The sequence below is a fragment of the Klebsiella sp. RC2 genome (assembly GCF_014192815.1).
GTDB lineage: Bacteria > Pseudomonadota > Gammaproteobacteria > Enterobacterales > Enterobacteriaceae > Klebsiella > Klebsiella variicola.
On the sequence record NZ_JACHYL010000007.1, the window covers coordinates 37,451 to 54,777 of the forward strand.

Annotated in this window: 13 protein-coding genes and 3 pseudogenes; 15 read left to right on the forward strand and 1 reads right to left on the reverse strand. The window is 46.0% G+C overall.

Annotated features, from left to right (window positions below):
- Positions 1 to 337: 337 nt before the first annotated feature.
- The 7 genes from FHW76_RS20295 to FHW76_RS20325 all read left to right on the forward strand — a co-directional run bounded on the left by FHW76_RS20295 (position 338) and on the right by FHW76_RS20325 (position 9,705).
- Positions 338 to 580 carry an AlpA family transcriptional regulator gene (locus FHW76_RS20295; RefSeq protein ID WP_048965059.1) on the forward strand — a complete coding sequence of 81 codons (243 nt, stop codon included), beginning with the start codon at positions 338 to 340 and terminating at the stop codon, positions 578 to 580.
- Positions 581 to 883: 303 nt separating this feature from the next.
- Complete coding sequence (locus tag FHW76_RS20300) at positions 884 to 1,483, forward strand: inovirus-type Gp2 protein (protein ID WP_048965061.1); 600 nt, start codon at positions 884 to 886, stop codon at positions 1,481 to 1,483.
- 256 nt (positions 1,484 to 1,739) lie between these two features.
- Positions 1,740 to 5,153 (forward strand): DEAD/DEAH box helicase family protein, encoded by a 3,414-nt coding sequence (locus FHW76_RS20305; RefSeq protein ID WP_183476929.1) that lies wholly within the window; start codon positions 1,740 to 1,742, stop codon positions 5,151 to 5,153.
- Between the two features lie 60 nt (positions 5,154 to 5,213).
- On the forward strand, positions 5,214 to 6,848 hold the full coding sequence (locus tag FHW76_RS20310; protein ID WP_048965064.1) for a class I SAM-dependent DNA methyltransferase: 1,635 nt from the start codon (positions 5,214 to 5,216) through the stop codon (positions 6,846 to 6,848).
- On the forward strand, positions 6,845 to 8,023 hold the full coding sequence (locus FHW76_RS20315; protein WP_075206966.1) for a restriction endonuclease subunit S: 1,179 nt from the start codon (positions 6,845 to 6,847) through the stop codon (positions 8,021 to 8,023). The genes FHW76_RS20310 and FHW76_RS20315 overlap by 4 nt, the downstream gene beginning before the upstream one ends.
- Before the next feature lie 50 nt (positions 8,024 to 8,073).
- Positions 8,074 to 8,622 (forward strand): hypothetical protein, encoded by a 549-nt coding sequence (locus tag FHW76_RS20320; protein ID WP_048965065.1) that lies wholly within the window; start codon positions 8,074 to 8,076, stop codon positions 8,620 to 8,622.
- A gap of 117 nt (positions 8,623 to 8,739) precedes the next feature.
- Positions 8,740 to 9,705 (forward strand): 5'-nucleotidase, encoded by a 966-nt coding sequence (locus tag FHW76_RS20325; protein WP_183476931.1) that lies wholly within the window; start codon positions 8,740 to 8,742, stop codon positions 9,703 to 9,705.
- 127 nt (positions 9,706 to 9,832) lie between these two features.
- On the opposite strand, the pseudogene FHW76_RS26475 reads toward FHW76_RS20325, so the two are convergent.
- Positions 9,833 to 10,021 (reverse strand): annotated as a pseudogene (locus FHW76_RS26475) (ISL3 family transposase); the annotation flags it as partial.
- A gap of 95 nt (positions 10,022 to 10,116) precedes the next feature.
- On the opposite strand from FHW76_RS26475, the pseudogene FHW76_RS26480 reads away from it, so the two are divergent.
- The 8 genes and pseudogenes from FHW76_RS26480 to FHW76_RS20360 form a co-directional block, all read left to right on the forward strand.
- Positions 10,117 to 10,245: pseudogene (locus FHW76_RS26480) on the forward strand (type VI secretion system contractile sheath small subunit); the annotation flags it as partial.
- A gap of 180 nt (positions 10,246 to 10,425) precedes the next feature.
- Entirely contained in the window at positions 10,426 to 10,632 is a 207-nt protein-coding gene (locus FHW76_RS20330) for a hypothetical protein (protein WP_048965068.1), read from the forward strand.
- A 79-nt stretch (positions 10,633 to 10,711) separates the two neighbouring features.
- Entirely contained in the window at positions 10,712 to 12,127 is a 1,416-nt protein-coding gene (locus tag FHW76_RS20335) for an N-6 DNA methylase (RefSeq protein ID WP_048965069.1), read from the forward strand.
- A gap of 132 nt (positions 12,128 to 12,259) precedes the next feature.
- Positions 12,260 to 13,861, forward strand: coding sequence for a restriction endonuclease subunit S (locus tag FHW76_RS20340; protein ID WP_183476933.1), 1,602 nt, complete (start codon positions 12,260 to 12,262; stop codon positions 13,859 to 13,861).
- 2 nt (positions 13,862 to 13,863) lie between these two features.
- Positions 13,864 to 15,483 (forward strand): AAA family ATPase, encoded by a 1,620-nt coding sequence (locus FHW76_RS20345; RefSeq protein ID WP_048965071.1) that lies wholly within the window; start codon positions 13,864 to 13,866, stop codon positions 15,481 to 15,483.
- A gap of 3 nt (positions 15,484 to 15,486) precedes the next feature.
- Positions 15,487 to 16,269, forward strand: coding sequence for a hypothetical protein (locus FHW76_RS20350; protein WP_014227698.1), 783 nt, complete (start codon positions 15,487 to 15,489; stop codon positions 16,267 to 16,269).
- A 9-nt stretch (positions 16,270 to 16,278) separates the two neighbouring features.
- Positions 16,279 to 16,404, forward strand: a pseudogene (locus FHW76_RS26700) (type I restriction enzyme endonuclease domain-containing protein); the annotation flags it as partial.
- 56 nt (positions 16,405 to 16,460) lie between these two features.
- Positions 16,461 to 17,114: a hypothetical protein gene (locus FHW76_RS20360; RefSeq protein ID WP_048965074.1), complete on the forward strand. Its 654-nt coding sequence runs from the start codon at positions 16,461 to 16,463 to the stop codon at positions 17,112 to 17,114.
- Positions 17,115 to 17,327: the final 213 nt, after the last annotated feature.

Below are 17,327 nucleotides of genomic sequence, written 5' to 3' on the forward strand. Positions count from 1 at the left end.
CTAAGTATTTAAATTGTATTTTTACTGGAGTCAACTAGTGAGTTTAATGTAATGCTAATTCTGAGGATAAGCCCACAATAGAAGGCTAAAATCTAAAAAATTACTATGCGGATATGATTTTTTACTCTCGTAGATATCGACAAACACTATACGCATTTTTCGAAAGAATTTTCAGGAATATCAAGGCGCATCATGCTAAAGAGACATCAATAGGCTGTATGATTCAGGCAGATGTAACTTTCTACTTCCGAGCTCATAGTATGAGATAGATGCCCGTTACTCTCCCATCGACAACAGGCTCTCTCCCAACTCAACACCACCATACGGGAGCATCGCTATGACCAGCCAAACGACCTTGCCATTAACTAAAACCTTGGATTCAAATTCAGTATTAAATGATCAGCTTGTCGACATGGCATTTATCACTGCCTACACCAATATGACCGACAAATGGTTCTATAGATTAATTTCTGAAAATGCGTTCCCAGCACCAATTAAACTTGGCCGAAGTTCTCGTTGGCTAAAAAGTGAAATCGAATCCTGGATGACAGAACGGATTAAAAATTCAAGAGGACAGTAATTATTAATCTTTAGAAAAGACATTGATCTTAGTGACGAATGAAAAATGCAAAAATCAATTAAATATCCATTTCAAATGACAAAGGTTACATAGAAACAAAATTAACTGCATCTAGAATTGTATCAAATAATTTAATTTGGGTTTTTTAGTATAATTAATACTCTACTCAGAATTACATTTAGTACCTATCCAATCTGTTCACTAAATATCATTACGCATCGTACTTACCCTTATCACGTACACTGAAGATATTTTATCTGCCCTCCTTCATCATCTAACAACGTTTTAAAAAAGGTCTAACCTATGAATAATAGTCACCAATATAACCCATCATGGAATCCAGACTGGTTTCTTTCAGTAATTCTGGATAATCATATCGATGCAATGGTAGCCAGATATTCTTGTTTACTAACATTACGCCTAGACTTCTTTTATAAAAAGGATACCTCTCGCTACTTACATCAAGATCATCATGCACTTGAGCGTGACCTGCGATTATTGATGAATAAAATGATGCAAAAAGCTGCTATTGTGGGCTATTTCTGGGTCATTGAATGGACAGCCGATCATGGCTTCCATGCACATGCTGCATACTGGCTGGATGGGCATCAAACGCAAAGATCCTATCCTTTTGCACAGCAGGCAGGAGAATTCTGGAAGCAGTTAACCCAACAGGAGGGCTATTTTAATATATGCCAGTTTAAAGAACCTTATAAAGCCGATATCAATATTCCCGTGCGTTATAATGAACCCGCCAGCATTCTAAATATTCGTCGAGTATTGAGCTATCTGACAAAAGAAGAGCAAAAAGAGGGGCTCTGTTCATACGGATGCAATGAAGTCCCACAACGTCCAATGTCAGGGAGGCCCCGTAAAGCGATGGAGACTATTTCTGAAAATTAGTACCGAACCGTTCAATCGCTTGTTCCACAAACACATAGAAAGGCTCGCAGGTATTTGAGTTTCAGGTAAATGTTAATAGTCTGAAATGCATGCTGTCATCTGAGCCTTCTGTATCATAGCTGCCAGTGCAGTACCATGAGACAACATTCAACAGTAATGTTGTTTAGTGAATAAGTCTGGGCTCACTTTGTCAGCCAAATTAGTGTGATATCCTTTCCAGAATTCCTGTTGTATCCACGACATAAGGCGATGATTGATGGAGCAGTCTCTCAATTTTGAAATGTTGCGCAGCCAGTGGCCGGAACTGGCGGAACTCGCGTATATGGCAGAACGCTATGTTCACTCCGATCCGGAAAGCTGTTTGGTGAAGCTGCGCAACTACACCGAATTGATGGTGCGTTGGTTATATCGTCAGGAACGGCTGCCTGAAGGCATCAAAGCAAATCTGTATGATTTAATGAACGCCGATGTCTTCACCAGCATGATGCCGGAAGCCATCATCATGAAAATGGATGCACTGCGTATCCACGGTAACCGCGCCGCGCACGGCGGACGTATCAAAGCTAAAGATACTTACTGGCTGTTAAAGGAAGCGTATTTACTGGGAATTTGGCTGTATGTTCGCTACGCCCACGGTAATGTTGATGACTGCCCCAAATTTACTCTTCCTCCTCTGACGCCATCTTCTGCGAGTTCCGATAAAAAACACTTGGAAGAAGCAATACAGGCGCAAATCGAAAGCCGCGATCGTGAACTGGCGCTTCAACGCGCATTACAACAGGAGCAGGAAAAGGCCGAACAGCTCACCCAGCGCCTGAATGAAGCCAGAGCGCGTAACCAGCATGTTGCCGATATCCTCTCTATTGATGAAGCGGAAACCCGCCGCCGCCTGATTGACTCCCGCTTGCTTGCTGCTGACTGGAATGTAGGGGAAGAGCTAAAAAATACCGATCAGGTTACGCAGGAACACCCTGTTAAAGAACAGCCTACCGCAACCGGTGGCGGTTATGCAGATTATGTCTTGTGGGATGAGGCGCATAAACCGCTGGCGGTGGTGGAAGCCAAAAAAACCAGCGTCAATGCCGAGCAGGGGCGAATTCAGGCCCGACTGTATGCCGACTGGCTGGAAAAAGAATATGGTCAGCGCCCGGTCATCTTCTACACCAACGGTTATGATATCTGGCTGTGGGACGACCATAAAACTCATGGTTATCCTCCGCGTCGGGTATTTGGCTTCTACAGCAAGGAAAGCCTGCAATACCTTATTCAGCAGCGTGAAACTCGTCTGCCACTGAACAGTGTGCCGCACGTTAAGGATAACGAAGGTAAGGCCGTTGCCGGACGTTTGTATCAGCTTGAAACCATCGCCCGCGTCAGCGAACGGTTTACCAACAAGTACCGACAATCGTTAATTGTTCAGGCGACAGGTACAGGCAAAACCCGCGTGGCAATTGCGCTAAGCAAACTAATGATTGATGCCCGCTGGGTAAAACGTGTCCTGTTTCTTTGTGACCGCAAAGAGCTACGTAAACAGGCGGCGAATGCCTTCAATCAGTTCACCAATGAGCCGCTGTATGTGGTCGGGAAATCGAAGAAAGCAGACAGGCAGAATGCCAGGATCTACATCGCCACCTATCCCGGCATGATGAAAATCATGGACCATTTCGATGTCGGTTATTTCGATCTGATCATCGCCGATGAATCCCATCGCTCTATCTACAACGTCTACGGCGATCTGTTTAAGTATTTTGATGCCCTCCAGATTGGTCTGACAGCCACGCCGATCGATATGGTGAGCAAAACCACTTTTGGGCTATTTGGTTGTGAAGGACGTATCCCTACCGCCAACTACAGCCTGGAAGATGCCATCGCCGATAACAACTTAGTTCCCTATGAGGTTGTCACGCACACCACAGAATTCCTGCGCGAAGGCATCAAACGGGAGAAATTAAGCGACGAACAAATCCGCGAGCTGGAAGAACAGGGTATCGATCCAAATACGCTGGAATTTGATGGCAAGGCGCTGGATGAGGCGATCTACAACAAAGACACCAACCGCTATATCCTGCGTAACCTGATGGAAAATGGCTTGAAAGATCGGGACGGCCAGTTGCCAGGTAAAACCATCATTTTTGCCCGTAACCACAAACACGCGATGCTGTTGAATAAATTGTTCGACGACATGTACCCGCAGTTTGCCGGACGCTTCTGCCAGGTCATCGACAACTACGATCCCCGCGCCGAACAACTGATTGACGATTTTAAAGGGTTGGATGAAAGCACCAACAAAGAGCTGACCATCGCTATCTCTGTTGACATGCTCGATACCGGTATTGATGTCCCGGAAATTGTGAATCTGGTCTTTGCCAAGCCGGTCAAATCGAAAGTGAAGTTCTGGCAGATGATTGGCCGTGGTACGCGTCTTTGCTCAGGGCTGTACGGCAACGATGAAAACGGCAAGCCGCTGGATAAACAGAAATTTCGCATCTTCGATCACTGGGGCAACTTCGAGTATCACGAGCTGCATACCGAAGAGGCCGAAGTCACAGCGACAAAATCGCTGGCGCAAAAACGCTTCGAAGCGTGGGTTATGCTGGGGGCTGCTGCGCAGCGTAAGTTCGATAAACAGGCGGTGGATTTAGTCGCTCACCAGCTCCGCGAGCAGATCAACGCGCTGGATGAAAAGTCGATTGCTGTGCAGGAAAAGTGGCAGCAAAAAGCACAGTACAGCGATGAAAAAGTGCTGCGTCAGCTTTCCCCTAAAACACAGCAGGATCTGCTATCTGTCCTGGCCCCGCTGATGCAGTGGCTGGACGTGCGTGGGCAAAGCGATGCTATGCGCTTCGATATGGATATTCTGGCGGCGCAAACTGCCCGTTATACCAACCCGGAAGAGCTGGATGTGCTCTGGCCGGTCATCGTCGAGAAAGTGGAACGTCTGCCGCCGCATCTGGCGCAGGTGCAACAGCAGGGACAGCGGATTAATCAGCTTCGTGATTTAGGCTGGTGGAAGCAGGCCAGTCTGGAAGAACTGGAAGATATCCGCATTCACCTGCGCGGCATCATGCACCTGATGGAGAAAGATGCGACGCCGAAATTTGGTTCGATACAGGTGGATATTACCGAAGATGCGAACCTGATCCAGACGGAAACCCGTAAAACCAATATCCGCTCGATTGATTTCAAACTCTATCGCCAGCAGGTTCAGGGAGCGCTGGAGCCGCTGTTCCAGCAAAACCCGGTGCTGAAGAAAATCCGCAACGGCGAGCCGGTCACGCAAGCCGAGCTGGATGAACTGGCGAAGCTGGTGCTGATCCAGAATCCGAACGTTGATATCCGGGCACTGAAAGAGTTCTATCCGCAGGCAACAGCTAGCCTGGATAAACTTTTGCGTACCATCATCGGGATGGACAGCGACGCAGTGGAAGTGCGCTTTGCCCAGTTCGCCGCTGACAACAGCCTGACCAGCCAGCAACTGCGCTTCCTGTCACTGCTGAAAAACCACATCCGCGATTACGGCACCATTGAAATGCGGCAGCTCTTTGAACAACCGTTTACGCATATCCACAACGAAGGCGTTACCGGTGTGTTCCCGGATATAGAGCAGATCGTCCGGTTGCAAAAGATAGTCGAAGAGCTGGGTGTTGTGACCGACGCAGCGACGGTATAATACGCACATGACAAGCCCCGGCAGCGGGGCTTTTGTATTTATAACAGGGTATACGTAACAATGATCACCGGTGACTTAAAAAGTAAAATCGACGGCCTGTGGGAAGATTTCTGGGTGGGCGGCATCACTAACCCGCTAACTGTAATCGAACAGATCACCTACCTGATGTACTCCCGGATGCTGGATACCCAGGAACAACGCGACGAGAAGCGTAAGCAAATCGCGGGCGTTGATTTTAAACCGCGTTTTGCGCCTGAACAGCAGGAGTTCCGTTTCAGTCACTACAGTAACCTCGGTTCGGATGAAATGATGGAAGTAGTGCGCGACGGCGTATTCCAGCATTTTCGTCAGCTCGGCCAGGCCGATGCGTCGAAGGTGACGCTGCTGGGCAACTTTATGAAAGATGCCCGTCTGGAGATTGTGAAACCGTCACTGCTGACCAAAGCCGTGGAGGTGATCAAAAACCTGCCGCTGGATCGTGGCGACACCAAAGGCGATCTTTATGAATACCTGTTAAGTAAGCTGACCACCGCCGGGATCAACGGTCAGTTTCGCACACCGCGCCACATTATCCGCACGATGGTTGAGATGATGGAACCTAACCCGGCGCGTGGTGAGACGATTTGCGATCCGGCCTGCGGCACCGGTGGTTTTCTGGCAACCAGCTATGAGTACCTGCTGGAAAAATACAGCTCGCTGGAATCTATTCATACCGAGATTGGCACCAACGAACGCGGTGAGCTGGAAGAGCAAAAAATCTTTACTGGTGATCTGCTGACGCCGTGGCGTGACCATGTGGATAACAACATGTTCCACGGCTACGACTTTGATACCACCATGCTGCGTATTGCCGCCATGAACCTGATTATGCACGGCGTGGAAGAGCCGGATATTCATTATCAGGACACCATGAGCCAAAGCTTCAGCACCAATTTCCCGCAGGCCAGTAAAAACGCTTTCAACCTGATTCTGGCGAACCCGCCGTTTACCGGCTCACTGGACGAGGAAGATATCGACTCCACGCTGTCGGCAATGGTGAAAACCAAAAAAACCGAACTGCTGTTCCTTGCGCGGATCCTGCAAATGCTGAAAGTAGGTGGACGCAGCGCCACTATCGTACCGCAGGGCGTGCTGTTTGGCTCCAGTAAAGCGCACCAGTCGCTGCGTAAAACGCTGGTTGAAGATAACCAACTGGAAGCGGTGATCAACCTGCCTTCCGGCGTATTTAAGCCTTACGCTGGTGTGGCAACAGCGATCCTGATCTTTACCAAAGGCGGTCAGACGGACGAGGTCTGGTTCTATGACCTGCAAAATGATGGCTACAGCCTGGATGACAAGCGTAACCCGATAAAAGAGAACGATCTGCCGCATCTGCTTGCAAGCTGGAAGCATTACCGTACTTTACGCGGGCTACCGGTTGATAACTTTATGGGTGAGAAATTAGCCTCATTGCTAAAACAGCAGCACCCGAAAGGGATTGATGCTGGCGTTGATTTTAAAGATCGCACTCAGGCGGCGTTTGTGGTGCCGAAAGCGGATATTGCGGCGCAGAAGTATGACCTCTCTATCAATCGCTATAAAGAGGTGGTGTATCAGGCCGAGGTGTACGAAGATCCGAAGGTGATACTGAAACGGTTGAAATGTCTGGAAAAAGAGATTCTGGCGGATCTGGATGAGCTGGAGGGGATGCTGTGAGCTGGCCGATGGTAAAATTAAGCGATGTTTGTGAAATAAATATCGGAAAAACCCCCAGCAGGAGTAATAGCAGATATTGGGGGGAAGGTCATAGATGGTTATCTATAGCTGATATGAATCAAGGTAAATGGATCTCGAATACAAAAGAGCAGATTACCGATCTCGCTATCCAGGAGTCTGGAATAAAAAAAATTCCAGCAAATACAGTATTATTTAGTTTTAAATTATCTATTGGGAAAGTTTGTTTATCTGAGACGGATATTTATACAAATGAAGCAATTGCGGCCCTTCCAATAAAAAACAAAAATAAATTAGATACTATCTATCTAAGCCATGTCATGAAATCATTAGCGTTTTCAGATATGACAGATAATGCTGTGATGGGGGCCACTCTTAACAAAAAGAAACTTGCTGAGGTTCGTATTCCCCTTCCATCGATTGAAGAACAAAAACGTATTGCTGCTATCCTCGACAAAGCCGATGGTATACGCCAAAAGTGCGAGCAAGCCATTAAGCTGGCGGATAATTTTTTACGTACTACCTTTTTGGATATATTTGGCGATCCCGTTAAAAACCCGAAGAAATGGGGTGTTACCTCTTTATTAGAATATGGTTCATTTAAAAATGGGATGAATTTCTCGAAGGGTGAATCTGGAACGATGCTTAAATGTCTGGGAGTCGGTGATTTCAAATCACTAGCAACGATTACCTGTATGGACAATATCGGTGAAATTGAATTAAACACGCCTCCTTCCGCTGAGTATCTTTTGAAAGATGGTGATATTGTCTTTGTTCGGTCTAATGGCAATAAAGCCTTAGTCGGGAGATGTCTTACTATTTATCCGGGGAAAGAGAAAGTCACATTTAGTGGATTTTGTATTCGATACAGGATAGAAAAACCTGCAATCACCCCAGAATATCTTAACTTTCTCTTCCGTACACCTTCAATGAAACAGCAAATGTTAAGTGGGGGGCAAGGGGCGAATATTCAAAATATTAGCCAAGGTACCTTATCTGTACTCAGGATACCTGTACCTCCAATGGATAAACAACTTGCTTTTGCCAGATTGGTTGATTTCCATGCATCTATTGTTAAAAAACAATATGATAAAACGGCTGAAACCGAAAAACTCTTCAATGCCTTGACTGGCGGTTTTTTCACATTTAATGAGTGATAGTTTAAACTCATTCACTACAAGAATTTATTAAATATATAGAGGGGCAAATGGGTACATATATATCAGATAAAACAGAAACATGTTTTGATGAATATTCTTTAATCGAAAAAGTCGAGGATGGCTATGAGATTAGTGTGTACTCATTTAAGCTTCATGCAGGAAATCCTTACCAACCACATATATCAGAAAGTTATAGTGGTGATATTTTTATTAGCTATTTGTACTATGGAAATGATTCTTACTACGAGCGTAGGCGTCAGGAGTACAGAAAATATTTATCATTAAAAGAAATCCATCTTGCTATTCTAACGATATTTCCAGATGAGCGAAGAATCGCGATAGGTATAAAAAAAGAAAGCTATAGCATCGTTAAAATATCTTATGTGGCAGCGGATGAAGTATATCTTCTTGATATTGCAAATAAAGAAACGTTATTGTTAGATAATATATTGTGCCTTCAAAATATTATTTCCAAGCATGAAAGTAATATTAATAAATTGGAAGGTGAATTAGCAAGTGGTAAAAAAGAATTCCAAAGCATGAAGTTAGATGTAAAAGAAAAATGTAAATCTATTCTTGATATTGTTGATCAGTAAAAATAACCCCAGTGGCTATAATTTATTGATGTGGAACTCTTCTAATGGCTGAAATACTTTCTTTGCGTTATGATGTTTTGTTCTACAGCCTTGAGATTTCACGTCAGGAAAGTAATCATGCCTTTAGATTTAAGTAACACTTTAGTTATTGGCATCAGCGCAACTGCGCTTTTCGACATGAGCGAATCCGATCGTATGTTTCGCGAAACCTACGCAACCGATCCTGATAACGCCATTGAAAAGTATCGAGCCTACATGCTTGAGCACGAAAATCAGCCTTTACAACCAGGAACAGGTTATCCTTTAGTCAAAGCGCTTCTGGGCCTCAACCAGTACCGCCAGCCGGATGATAAATCACCGCTGGTTGAGGTCGTCGTAATGTCGCGTAACAGTCCTGATACAGGTATCCGCGTTTTGAATACCATTCGCCATGACAAACTCGATATTACACGTTCAGCTTTTACCGCAGGCGAAACCGTTGCCGATTACCTTGATGCCTTTGATGTGGATCTGTTTTTAACGACCAACGTTGAAGATGCGCAAAAGGTTATTGATTCCCGGTTTTGCGCCGCAGCTATATTGAAGGATCCGCCTTCAGATGCCTCCGATATCCCGGAAGGGCAAGTGCGCATTGCATTTGACGGCGACGCGGTACTTTTTTCCGATCAAAGCGAGTTGGTCTATAAAACCCAAGGAATGGCCGCTTTTCACGCTCTGGAGGATGCACAGCAGGATATTCCTATGGAAGAAGGGCCATATGCCACTCTGCTAAAAAAAATAGCTAAGCTTCAGGAACGACTGCCAACCCGCGTTGAGTATTCCCCCGTCCGTATTGCATTGGTGACGGCCAGAAACAGCCCTTCGGAAATGCGCGTCATTAAAACGCTGAGAAGCTGGGGGGTATATGTCGATGAAGCATTTTTTCTGGGCGGTGTAGAGAAAACAAAAGTCCTGAAGGCGTTTAAGCCACACATTTTCTTTGACGATCAGGATGTGCATTTGATCGCAGCGGCAAAGGTTGTCCCTTCAGGAAAAGTCCCTTATGCCAGTAACTCCGAACTTGCAGAACGTGAAGCATCGTGATTATCGCTGACAAGCCATTTAGTCATTAAGGCTGAATGGTTTGTATACCACATGCAAAATAACTGCCCTACCTCAGATCAATGTTCACCTCTAAACACCTCTTTCATGTGCCATTCCACAAACTGCTCAGATGCTGTATCCGGCGTCGTCGATGATGTACAGAAGTGCTGCGCTTCATGCATGCAGGGCAGTGCCCGGTTTTACGGGTCGCCTATAAATGAATCGTCACTACGCCAAGGTCAATGGTTTGCCGGGTCGTTTGCCACCCGCAAGGCAATTGCAAAAGCGTCTTAAGTAAAGGCATGTCGTTATCCATGACTTAAAACAGTTTAGATCGTTGCTAACTAGTGAGTTTCATTGATTTTCTTCCACCCAAGTTGCGGGAGACCCACTTTCGCACCGTTGGTAACAGACTTCAGTAACGGTCAGAAGTCTGCACCACTGTAAGAGAGTGGAAAAGTTAATCTGAACAAAAACAACTTTGACACAGTTCTTTCCGAATATTCTCTAAAAGTCAATCTGACCGATAAAACATCCTTACTGACGACGGTAAGTCCTTTCTTAAACAGCGAGAGGCTATCAACGAAGCTGCCAGACCTACTGCGTCGGCTCAGACGTTCATATGTCGCAAAACGCCCGCTAGCGAAATTCCGGATAATTTCGACTCCTTGCGGACTTTCGACTTGGCTTGATGTGTATCCAAAGGCTACACTTGGAGCCATGAAAGAAAAAGATGCCGGAATGCGAATCCGTGTCGAGCGGGAGCTTCGCGATGAATTTCTCAAGATATGCCGCGAGCAGGATCGTCCCGCCGCGCAGGTCATTCGGGAGTTCATGCGAGAATACATAGCGGCAAAGAAATCAAAGCATGCTGGTCAGACCGAGAATGCCAGCGGCAGGCTAGTTGCTCCAGAAGGCCAAGGATGAATGCCGTTGAGAAAGCCGTTTTTGGCGGACAAGCTTACGTTTGCATTCATTCAAGCGTTTAGAGTGAAAAAAGCAACATATGAAAAATGAGAATATAGTTCAGAAAATTTGGAACCTTTGCCACATCCTTCGTGGTGATGGGATCAGCTATCACCAATACGTGTCTGAATTAACGTATCTCCTTTTCCTCAAAATTGCAGAAGAGAATGGTGTTGAACGTCTTCTGCCATCTGGCAACCGCTGGAAAGACCTCCTAAGTCATCCTAAAGATGGCTTGCTGGGCTTCTATCAGGAGATGCTGACCCACCTTGGCACTAGCGCAGAAAGTGAAACGATCCAGGCAATATACGCCTTTCCCACTACAGTGTTTTCGCACGATGAGAACCTTCACGCCGTAGTAAATGGCATCGCCAAAATTGATTGGAATGATCTGTCAGGTGATAGATTTGGACACATCTACGAGGGGCTGATCGAAAAGAGCTCGCAGGATGTGCGTTCTGGTGCAGGTCAATATTTTACTCCAAGAGCACTGGTTAATTCCATAGTGCGAGCTATGAAACCAAAATTGGGTGAGATAATTCAGGACCCTGCGGTTGGAAGTGGCGGATTTCTAATTGCAGCGGACCAGTTTATTCATTCCGAAAATACAGAACAGGCATACGCGAAAACGCCCCCAAAATATCAAGGCGTTGAAATTGAAAAAAATACGCGTCGAATATGTTTGATGAATACGTTTCTTAATGGCCTCGATGCCGAGATTATATACGGCGATGCACTGACGGATGATGCAAATGGGCTACAGCCCGCCGATCTTATTCTTGCCAACCCACCATTTGGGAGCAAGGCCGGTAGCAAAAGATCGCTCCGCGCTGATCTCCCTTACCATAACGCAAACAAGCAATTGGCCTTCCTTCAGCACATATATCTTGGCCTAAAGCCGGGCGGGCGGGCTGCGGTCGTTCTGCCGGACAATGTGCTGTTCGATGATGGTGTTGGTAGATTAGTTCGACGCGAACTAATGGACAAATGCGATCTGCACACAGTTCTTAGGCTCCCAACAGGAATTTTCACAAGCGCTGGCGTTAAGACAAATGTTCTTTTTTTTAGTCGTGGTAATAAGAAAAAAGATAACACGAGATCTATCTGGTTTTATGATTTGCGCACAAACATGCCAGTATTCGGAAAGACCACACCGTTGTTCGACGAACACTTCGCCGAATTTGAGAGTTGTTTCGGAAATGACCCGCACGGCAAATCAACACGCGAGGATCAAGGCGAAACGGGTCGGTTCCGTTGCTTTTCGCGGCAAGAGGTTGCTGCCCGGGAAGATGATCTGGCTATTTCTTGGCTGCGCGATGAAAGCGGCGACGTTGAGGATGCAGCGGAAACTCCAGAAGAGATTGCTGCTCTGATCCTCTCTCATCTTCAATTGGCAATGAATGAAATTGAAGCCGTCGTCGGAGAGCTTATTGAGCCTTCTGAGGTTAACGAATGACGATAAGGGAGGAATTTACGCGAATAATACAGTTGGTTTTGGCGATTGAAACAGACAGATCCGAGAGCGAAGGGATCAAAACAGCGCAGCTACAGCTGGTAAAAAGCCTGTGCCACGAGATGGGAGGTGGGCATGGGTGATTTGCCAAAGGGGTGGGCACAAGTTGCATTCAAAGATGTTGTGGAGGTGAATCCGCGCAGGTCTTTTGACTTGGAACCTGATGACATGGTGACCTTCGTTCCTATGGCAGCTGTCAGCGAAATTTCGGGAGCCATTGTTGATGATGTTTCGCGCCCGCTACGTGACGTCACCAAAGGGTTTACGCAATTTTCTGAAGGGGATGTCATCTTCGCGAAGATTACGCCATCGATGGAAAATGGAAAATCTGCTATCGCCACAGGGCTTGTAAACGGCATTGGTTTCGGTTCAACCGAGTTCCACGTATTGCGCAGCTATGGTGGAGTTATTCCAGAGTATATCTGGTATTTCATCCGACAAAAATCATTTCGTGACGACGCTCGAAAAGTAATGACAGGTGCGGTTGGCCAACAGCGTGTGCCTGCAGCGTATTTGAAAGAACATCTTCTTCCGCTGCCGCCCCTTACTGAACAAAAACGGATCGTTGCCAAACTTGACAATCTGACCTCCCGTACAGCCAACGCCCGCACTGCGATTAATCATATTTCGCCGCTGATTGAGAAATATAAGCAGGCCATCCTGCGCAAAGCGTTCAGCGGTGATTTGACCGCGGGGTGGAGGAGTTGTAACGGCGTATCAATGTCCAGAACAGTTCGTCTTGGCGATGTTGTGTCCGACATTCGGTATGGCACAGCAAAGAAAAGCTATCCTGAAAAGCGCGGAACCGCAGTTCTTAGGATTCCTAATGTGTCAGACGGGCACATAAATCTGGTTGATCTCAAATACACAAATTTTGACGATCAAGAACTGAGGAAGCTCGCATTACAATTAGGCGATATTCTTGTTGTGCGTTCAAATGGAAGCCCGGACCTTGTAGGACGGGTTGCAATGGTCACAGAGGCAGAAGCAGGTCTGGCTTATGCCGGTTATTTGATTCGTCTACGACCAAATATAAATAAGATTAAGCCAGAATATCTAAAGTATATTCTCGGAAGTCCGCAGATTAGGAATACAATAAAGGCAATTATTCGCTCCTCCAATGGGATTCATAATATCAACAGCGGTGAACTGTCTAGTCTTGAATTTCCGTGCCCAGAACTCGACGAACAAAGCGAAATCGTCCGACGTATCGAAACTGACTTCGTTTGGCTGAACCGAGTATCCAACGAGCACGCTGCGGCATCAGATCTGCTCTCCGCACTTGATCCGTCTCTTCTTCAGGTAGCCTTCCAAGGAGAGCTTGTACCGCAAAATCCGCATGATGAACCCGCATCCATCCTGCTCGAAAAGGTTAAGGCTGAAAGAGATACGTTACAGCAAAAAACAAAATCAGGGCGCGAGACGGCGGCGCGTCCCCAAAAGCCAACGAAGAGTGGGGTTAGGATGACAAATTTGATCGAAGTTCTAAAATCCAGTGAAAATTGGGTTTCCGCCAGCAAGGCGGCACAAGCACTTGGAATTGGAAACGGCGCGACCTCTGATGCGGTTGAGGAGTTCTACAACGAACTACGGGCGCACCTTCAAGGTGGTCTCATTGAGGTCGAGCGCCGGGGAGATGAAGACTGGTTGCGCCTGATGCCAATAAGTGGGGTGTGATCATGCGCATCGATTGGCTGTGGATAGGTGAATACAAAAATCTGAAAGACCTGACGATTGATTTCGCTCAGGAACATCTCATTACCGTGTTAATTGGTAGAAATGGGACTGGCAAATCGAACGTTCTGGAAGCTATAACAGTTCTCTTTCGTGACCTGATCATGGGTGAGCAAGCGAACGGAAACAAAAACAAACCATCCTTCGCCTATCGAGTTTGCTATCAAATCAAGGACAAATGGGTTCGCATTGATGCCGATCCAGCGGGCAAAGAACCATATCGCATTAAGCTCGCACCATATGATCCCTATGCTGAACCTCCTTCTGCTGCCATCACCTTTGAGGAAACCTCTGGCGAAGCAATGGCTCTTTCCAAGTTGCGAGATCCAGATGACGGCTATCTGCCGAAGTTTGTATTTGGCTATTATTCAGGCCAAAGCGAGAGGATGGAAGAGGTTTTTCTTAAATATCTAGAGCGGTACGACAAAGACCTTCGAGCTGGAAAAAATCCTGGCTTGAAGCGTCTGTTCTACGCGCTTCCGGTTCACAGCAATTTTGTTTTGCTGTCTTTCATAGTGAACAACGCCGAGTTGACAGACAAGTTCTTGCAGGAACAACTTGGCCTTGAAGAGGGTGGGATTGAATCCGTCCTCTTTGTCCTTAGGCAGCCCTCATGGACATCCAAGGAAGGTGATCCCCGCTTCTGGAACGCTCGTGGCGTCGTATCCGATTTCTTGGCGACACTTTACGATATATCTCTTGCGCCATTGCGGATCACTCGCAAAGAAAAGGTCAGTCTATGGAACTCGCGAACACTGGAATTCTTATATCTTTTCGTGAAAGACCTTGACGCACTGCGCAAGCTGGCAGCGGGAAAGAGCACCGCCCAGTTCTTTCAAGATTTGGAAAGTACCTATGTTTCTGAGTTAATCGACGAGGTACGAATCAGGGTCAAGCTGCGGAAAAATGATGGGTCTGTTACATTCCGTGAACTGAGCGAAGGCGAACAACAACTTCTAACTGTACTAGGCTTGCTTCGCTTCACAGCGGAAGAGGAAAGCCTGTTTCTGCTCGACGAGCCCGATACGCACCTTAACCCAAGATGGAGCGTAGAGTATCTTCAACATATCCGCAATTTTCTGAATGTGAATGGGACAGAAAAGCAGAGTAGTCACGTTCTTCTGGCAACGCACAATCCAGTTGCCGTAGCTGAACTTGAGAAAGAGCAAGTTCAGATTCTTACGCGCGATAAGGATACGCAGGCGATCTCGGCTGCGGAGCCGGACACGCACCCGCGTGGAATGGGCTATGCGGGTGTGATGACCAGTGAAATGTTTGGACTAAGTGCGGCCCTAGACACCCATACCCAAGATCTGCTTGCGAGGAAGCGCCATCTCAGCGGACAGGATGTGCTAAGTGAAGATGACAGGAAAACGCTGAAGGAAATCAACGAAGAGCTCCAAACTTATGGGTTCCGCTATGAGGTGCGCGATCCCGAACTTAAAGAGGCATTGCGAAGGCTGGATCAGGAGGCGATGCCAATAAGTGAAAGGAAAGAGCTACCTGACGAGGCTGAGAAAGCTCGCCGTCTAATTCAGAATGCCTTGAATAAGAAGGGGGATTGATACGTGCGGTATATTAATCTGGACCAGTTGGAATTACCAGATAGCTGGCAGGTGCGTGCAGACGCCGCTATCGCAGATGAGCCTGGAAAAATTAAAGATCATTCGGATGTATGGCGCGACCTAAAGCGACCATTAATGAAGCTATCGCATGACAAGTGTTATTATTGCGAGATTGTGCAGGAACGGTCTGATGGAGCAGTAGATCACTTCCGTCCAAAGAGCAAATATCCGTGGTCGGCTTTTAGCCCTTCCAATTATAGATTTGCATGTACATTCTGCAACAGTGTGCGGTCGGATAAAGAAAGCGAGAAGACAGGGGGGAAAGGAGAAAATTTTCCCCTCCATGATGAGAAGAAGCGGGCAACTTGCTGTGCAGATGAGGCAAATGAGAGCCCAATCCTTTTGGACCCGTGCAAGCCAGACGAGCCCGGCCTTATAGATTTTGACGAAACTGGAATGCCTATACCGACATATTCGAAGGAGAAACACGTCGGTCGCAATAGGCGAGCAGCTGAATCAATCAGGCTTTACCACTTGGATCACTCTGACCTTGTTGACAAACGCAAGACGCTCGCTGTTTCAATAACACGAAAGATTGATGCCGCCGATAGGTTATTTCCACTAACAGAATCTGGAAATGTGGATATCGATAATTCGTTTTCAGAACATGTGCGTGCTCTTGCGGATTATATTTCTGAGAGTGCGGAGTTGTCGGCCTTTGCTCGAAGAATTGTGGCCGGTCACCGAGATGTTTTGTGGGTTGAGAATTTGCTTCGCTCGGCCTGAAAATGATCTGCTATCCGCGCACGGTTGCGTATCTTGGTGCGCCAGACACTGAGCAAGTATAAGTATCCGCCGGATAAAACATCGGGTACGGTAGAGTTGATTGTAAAACAGGCTGAAGTTATCTCGAATCATTAGACGGTGTAACGATAACTTCCCCCATAACAGACAATATCATTTTTGGGTTTTAGGCTATGGATAAAATATTAGATATAATAAATGGATGGATCACTGCTGCTGTATCAAGCGGATCATTGCAGATAAAACAGGTTCTTCTCTTTATTTTCATTGCAGGGCCATTGGCTCTTATCATCTGGAAAATACGGGGAATAATAGAATTTATTAATGAAGTCAAGAACTCTAGATTAAACGAGTTGCAACATCTTCTTGATAACCATAAACTATCAAATAAAGTTAGCACCTGCATAACGGAGGATATTCAGAGAATAGTCAGCTATCGTATAACTGGAATTTCTGATGTCGCTACTCAGAAAATAATTCTACGCCTACTGGTAGAAAATAGAGAGTTAGTACCCACAGGATTCTTTAAAAAATTTAGATCGTTTTTATTGGTTAAAAATGGTTCTCTTATATTCAAGAAAGGATTTTCTTTCTGGTTCGAGAACAGTATGTATGCTTTGTTTTCGTTGCAATTCATCTCTCTTGCAATTTTATCTTTGATATTATCCACTTACAGGCATGACCAAATTCCTATCTGGGGGCATCTAATATTATATTCAGTTGCTGTAATTATGTTCTTGTTCTTTATTGCCTTTGGGAGAATGATACCGCAGCCTAGAGAATGTAAGTTGCTAAATAAGATACTACAGACCCAATACAATGATTGATCTAACTATTTTATTGATGGTGAAACAGTCGTGCCTGTCAGTAACTCTGTATAGTTGCCACCATCTAAAGATGACCGCTAAGGCAGTCTTATGCTAGCAATTCAGAACTTTTTAAAATGAAACACGAAACATATAACCACCCATACTTCCAGATGGCTATATATTGATTTGTGCTGAATTGTTTTTTCCGATGAGACTCAATGGAATGAATTG

Coding starts and splice junctions, on each gene's coding strand:
- FHW76_RS20295 (WP_048965059.1), top strand. CDS start 338: ATGACCAGCCAAACGACCTTGCCATTAACTAAAACCTTGGATTCAAAT.
- FHW76_RS20300 (WP_048965061.1), top strand. CDS start 884: ATGAATAATAGTCACCAATATAACCCATCATGGAATCCAGACTGGTTT.
- FHW76_RS20305 (WP_183476929.1), top strand. CDS start 1,740: ATGGAGCAGTCTCTCAATTTTGAAATGTTGCGCAGCCAGTGGCCGGAA.
- FHW76_RS20310 (WP_048965064.1), top strand. CDS start 5,214: ATGATCACCGGTGACTTAAAAAGTAAAATCGACGGCCTGTGGGAAGAT.
- FHW76_RS20320 (WP_048965065.1), top strand. CDS start 8,074: ATGGGTACATATATATCAGATAAAACAGAAACATGTTTTGATGAATAT.
- FHW76_RS20325 (WP_183476931.1), top strand. CDS start 8,740: ATGCCTTTAGATTTAAGTAACACTTTAGTTATTGGCATCAGCGCAACT.
- FHW76_RS20330 (WP_048965068.1), top strand. CDS start 10,426: ATGAAAGAAAAAGATGCCGGAATGCGAATCCGTGTCGAGCGGGAGCTT.
- FHW76_RS20335 (WP_048965069.1), top strand. CDS start 10,712: ATGAAAAATGAGAATATAGTTCAGAAAATTTGGAACCTTTGCCACATC.
- FHW76_RS20340 (WP_183476933.1), top strand. CDS start 12,260: ATGGGTGATTTGCCAAAGGGGTGGGCACAAGTTGCATTCAAAGATGTT.
- FHW76_RS20345 (WP_048965071.1), top strand. CDS start 13,864: ATGCGCATCGATTGGCTGTGGATAGGTGAATACAAAAATCTGAAAGAC.
- FHW76_RS20360 (WP_048965074.1), top strand. CDS start 16,461: ATGGATAAAATATTAGATATAATAAATGGATGGATCACTGCTGCTGTA.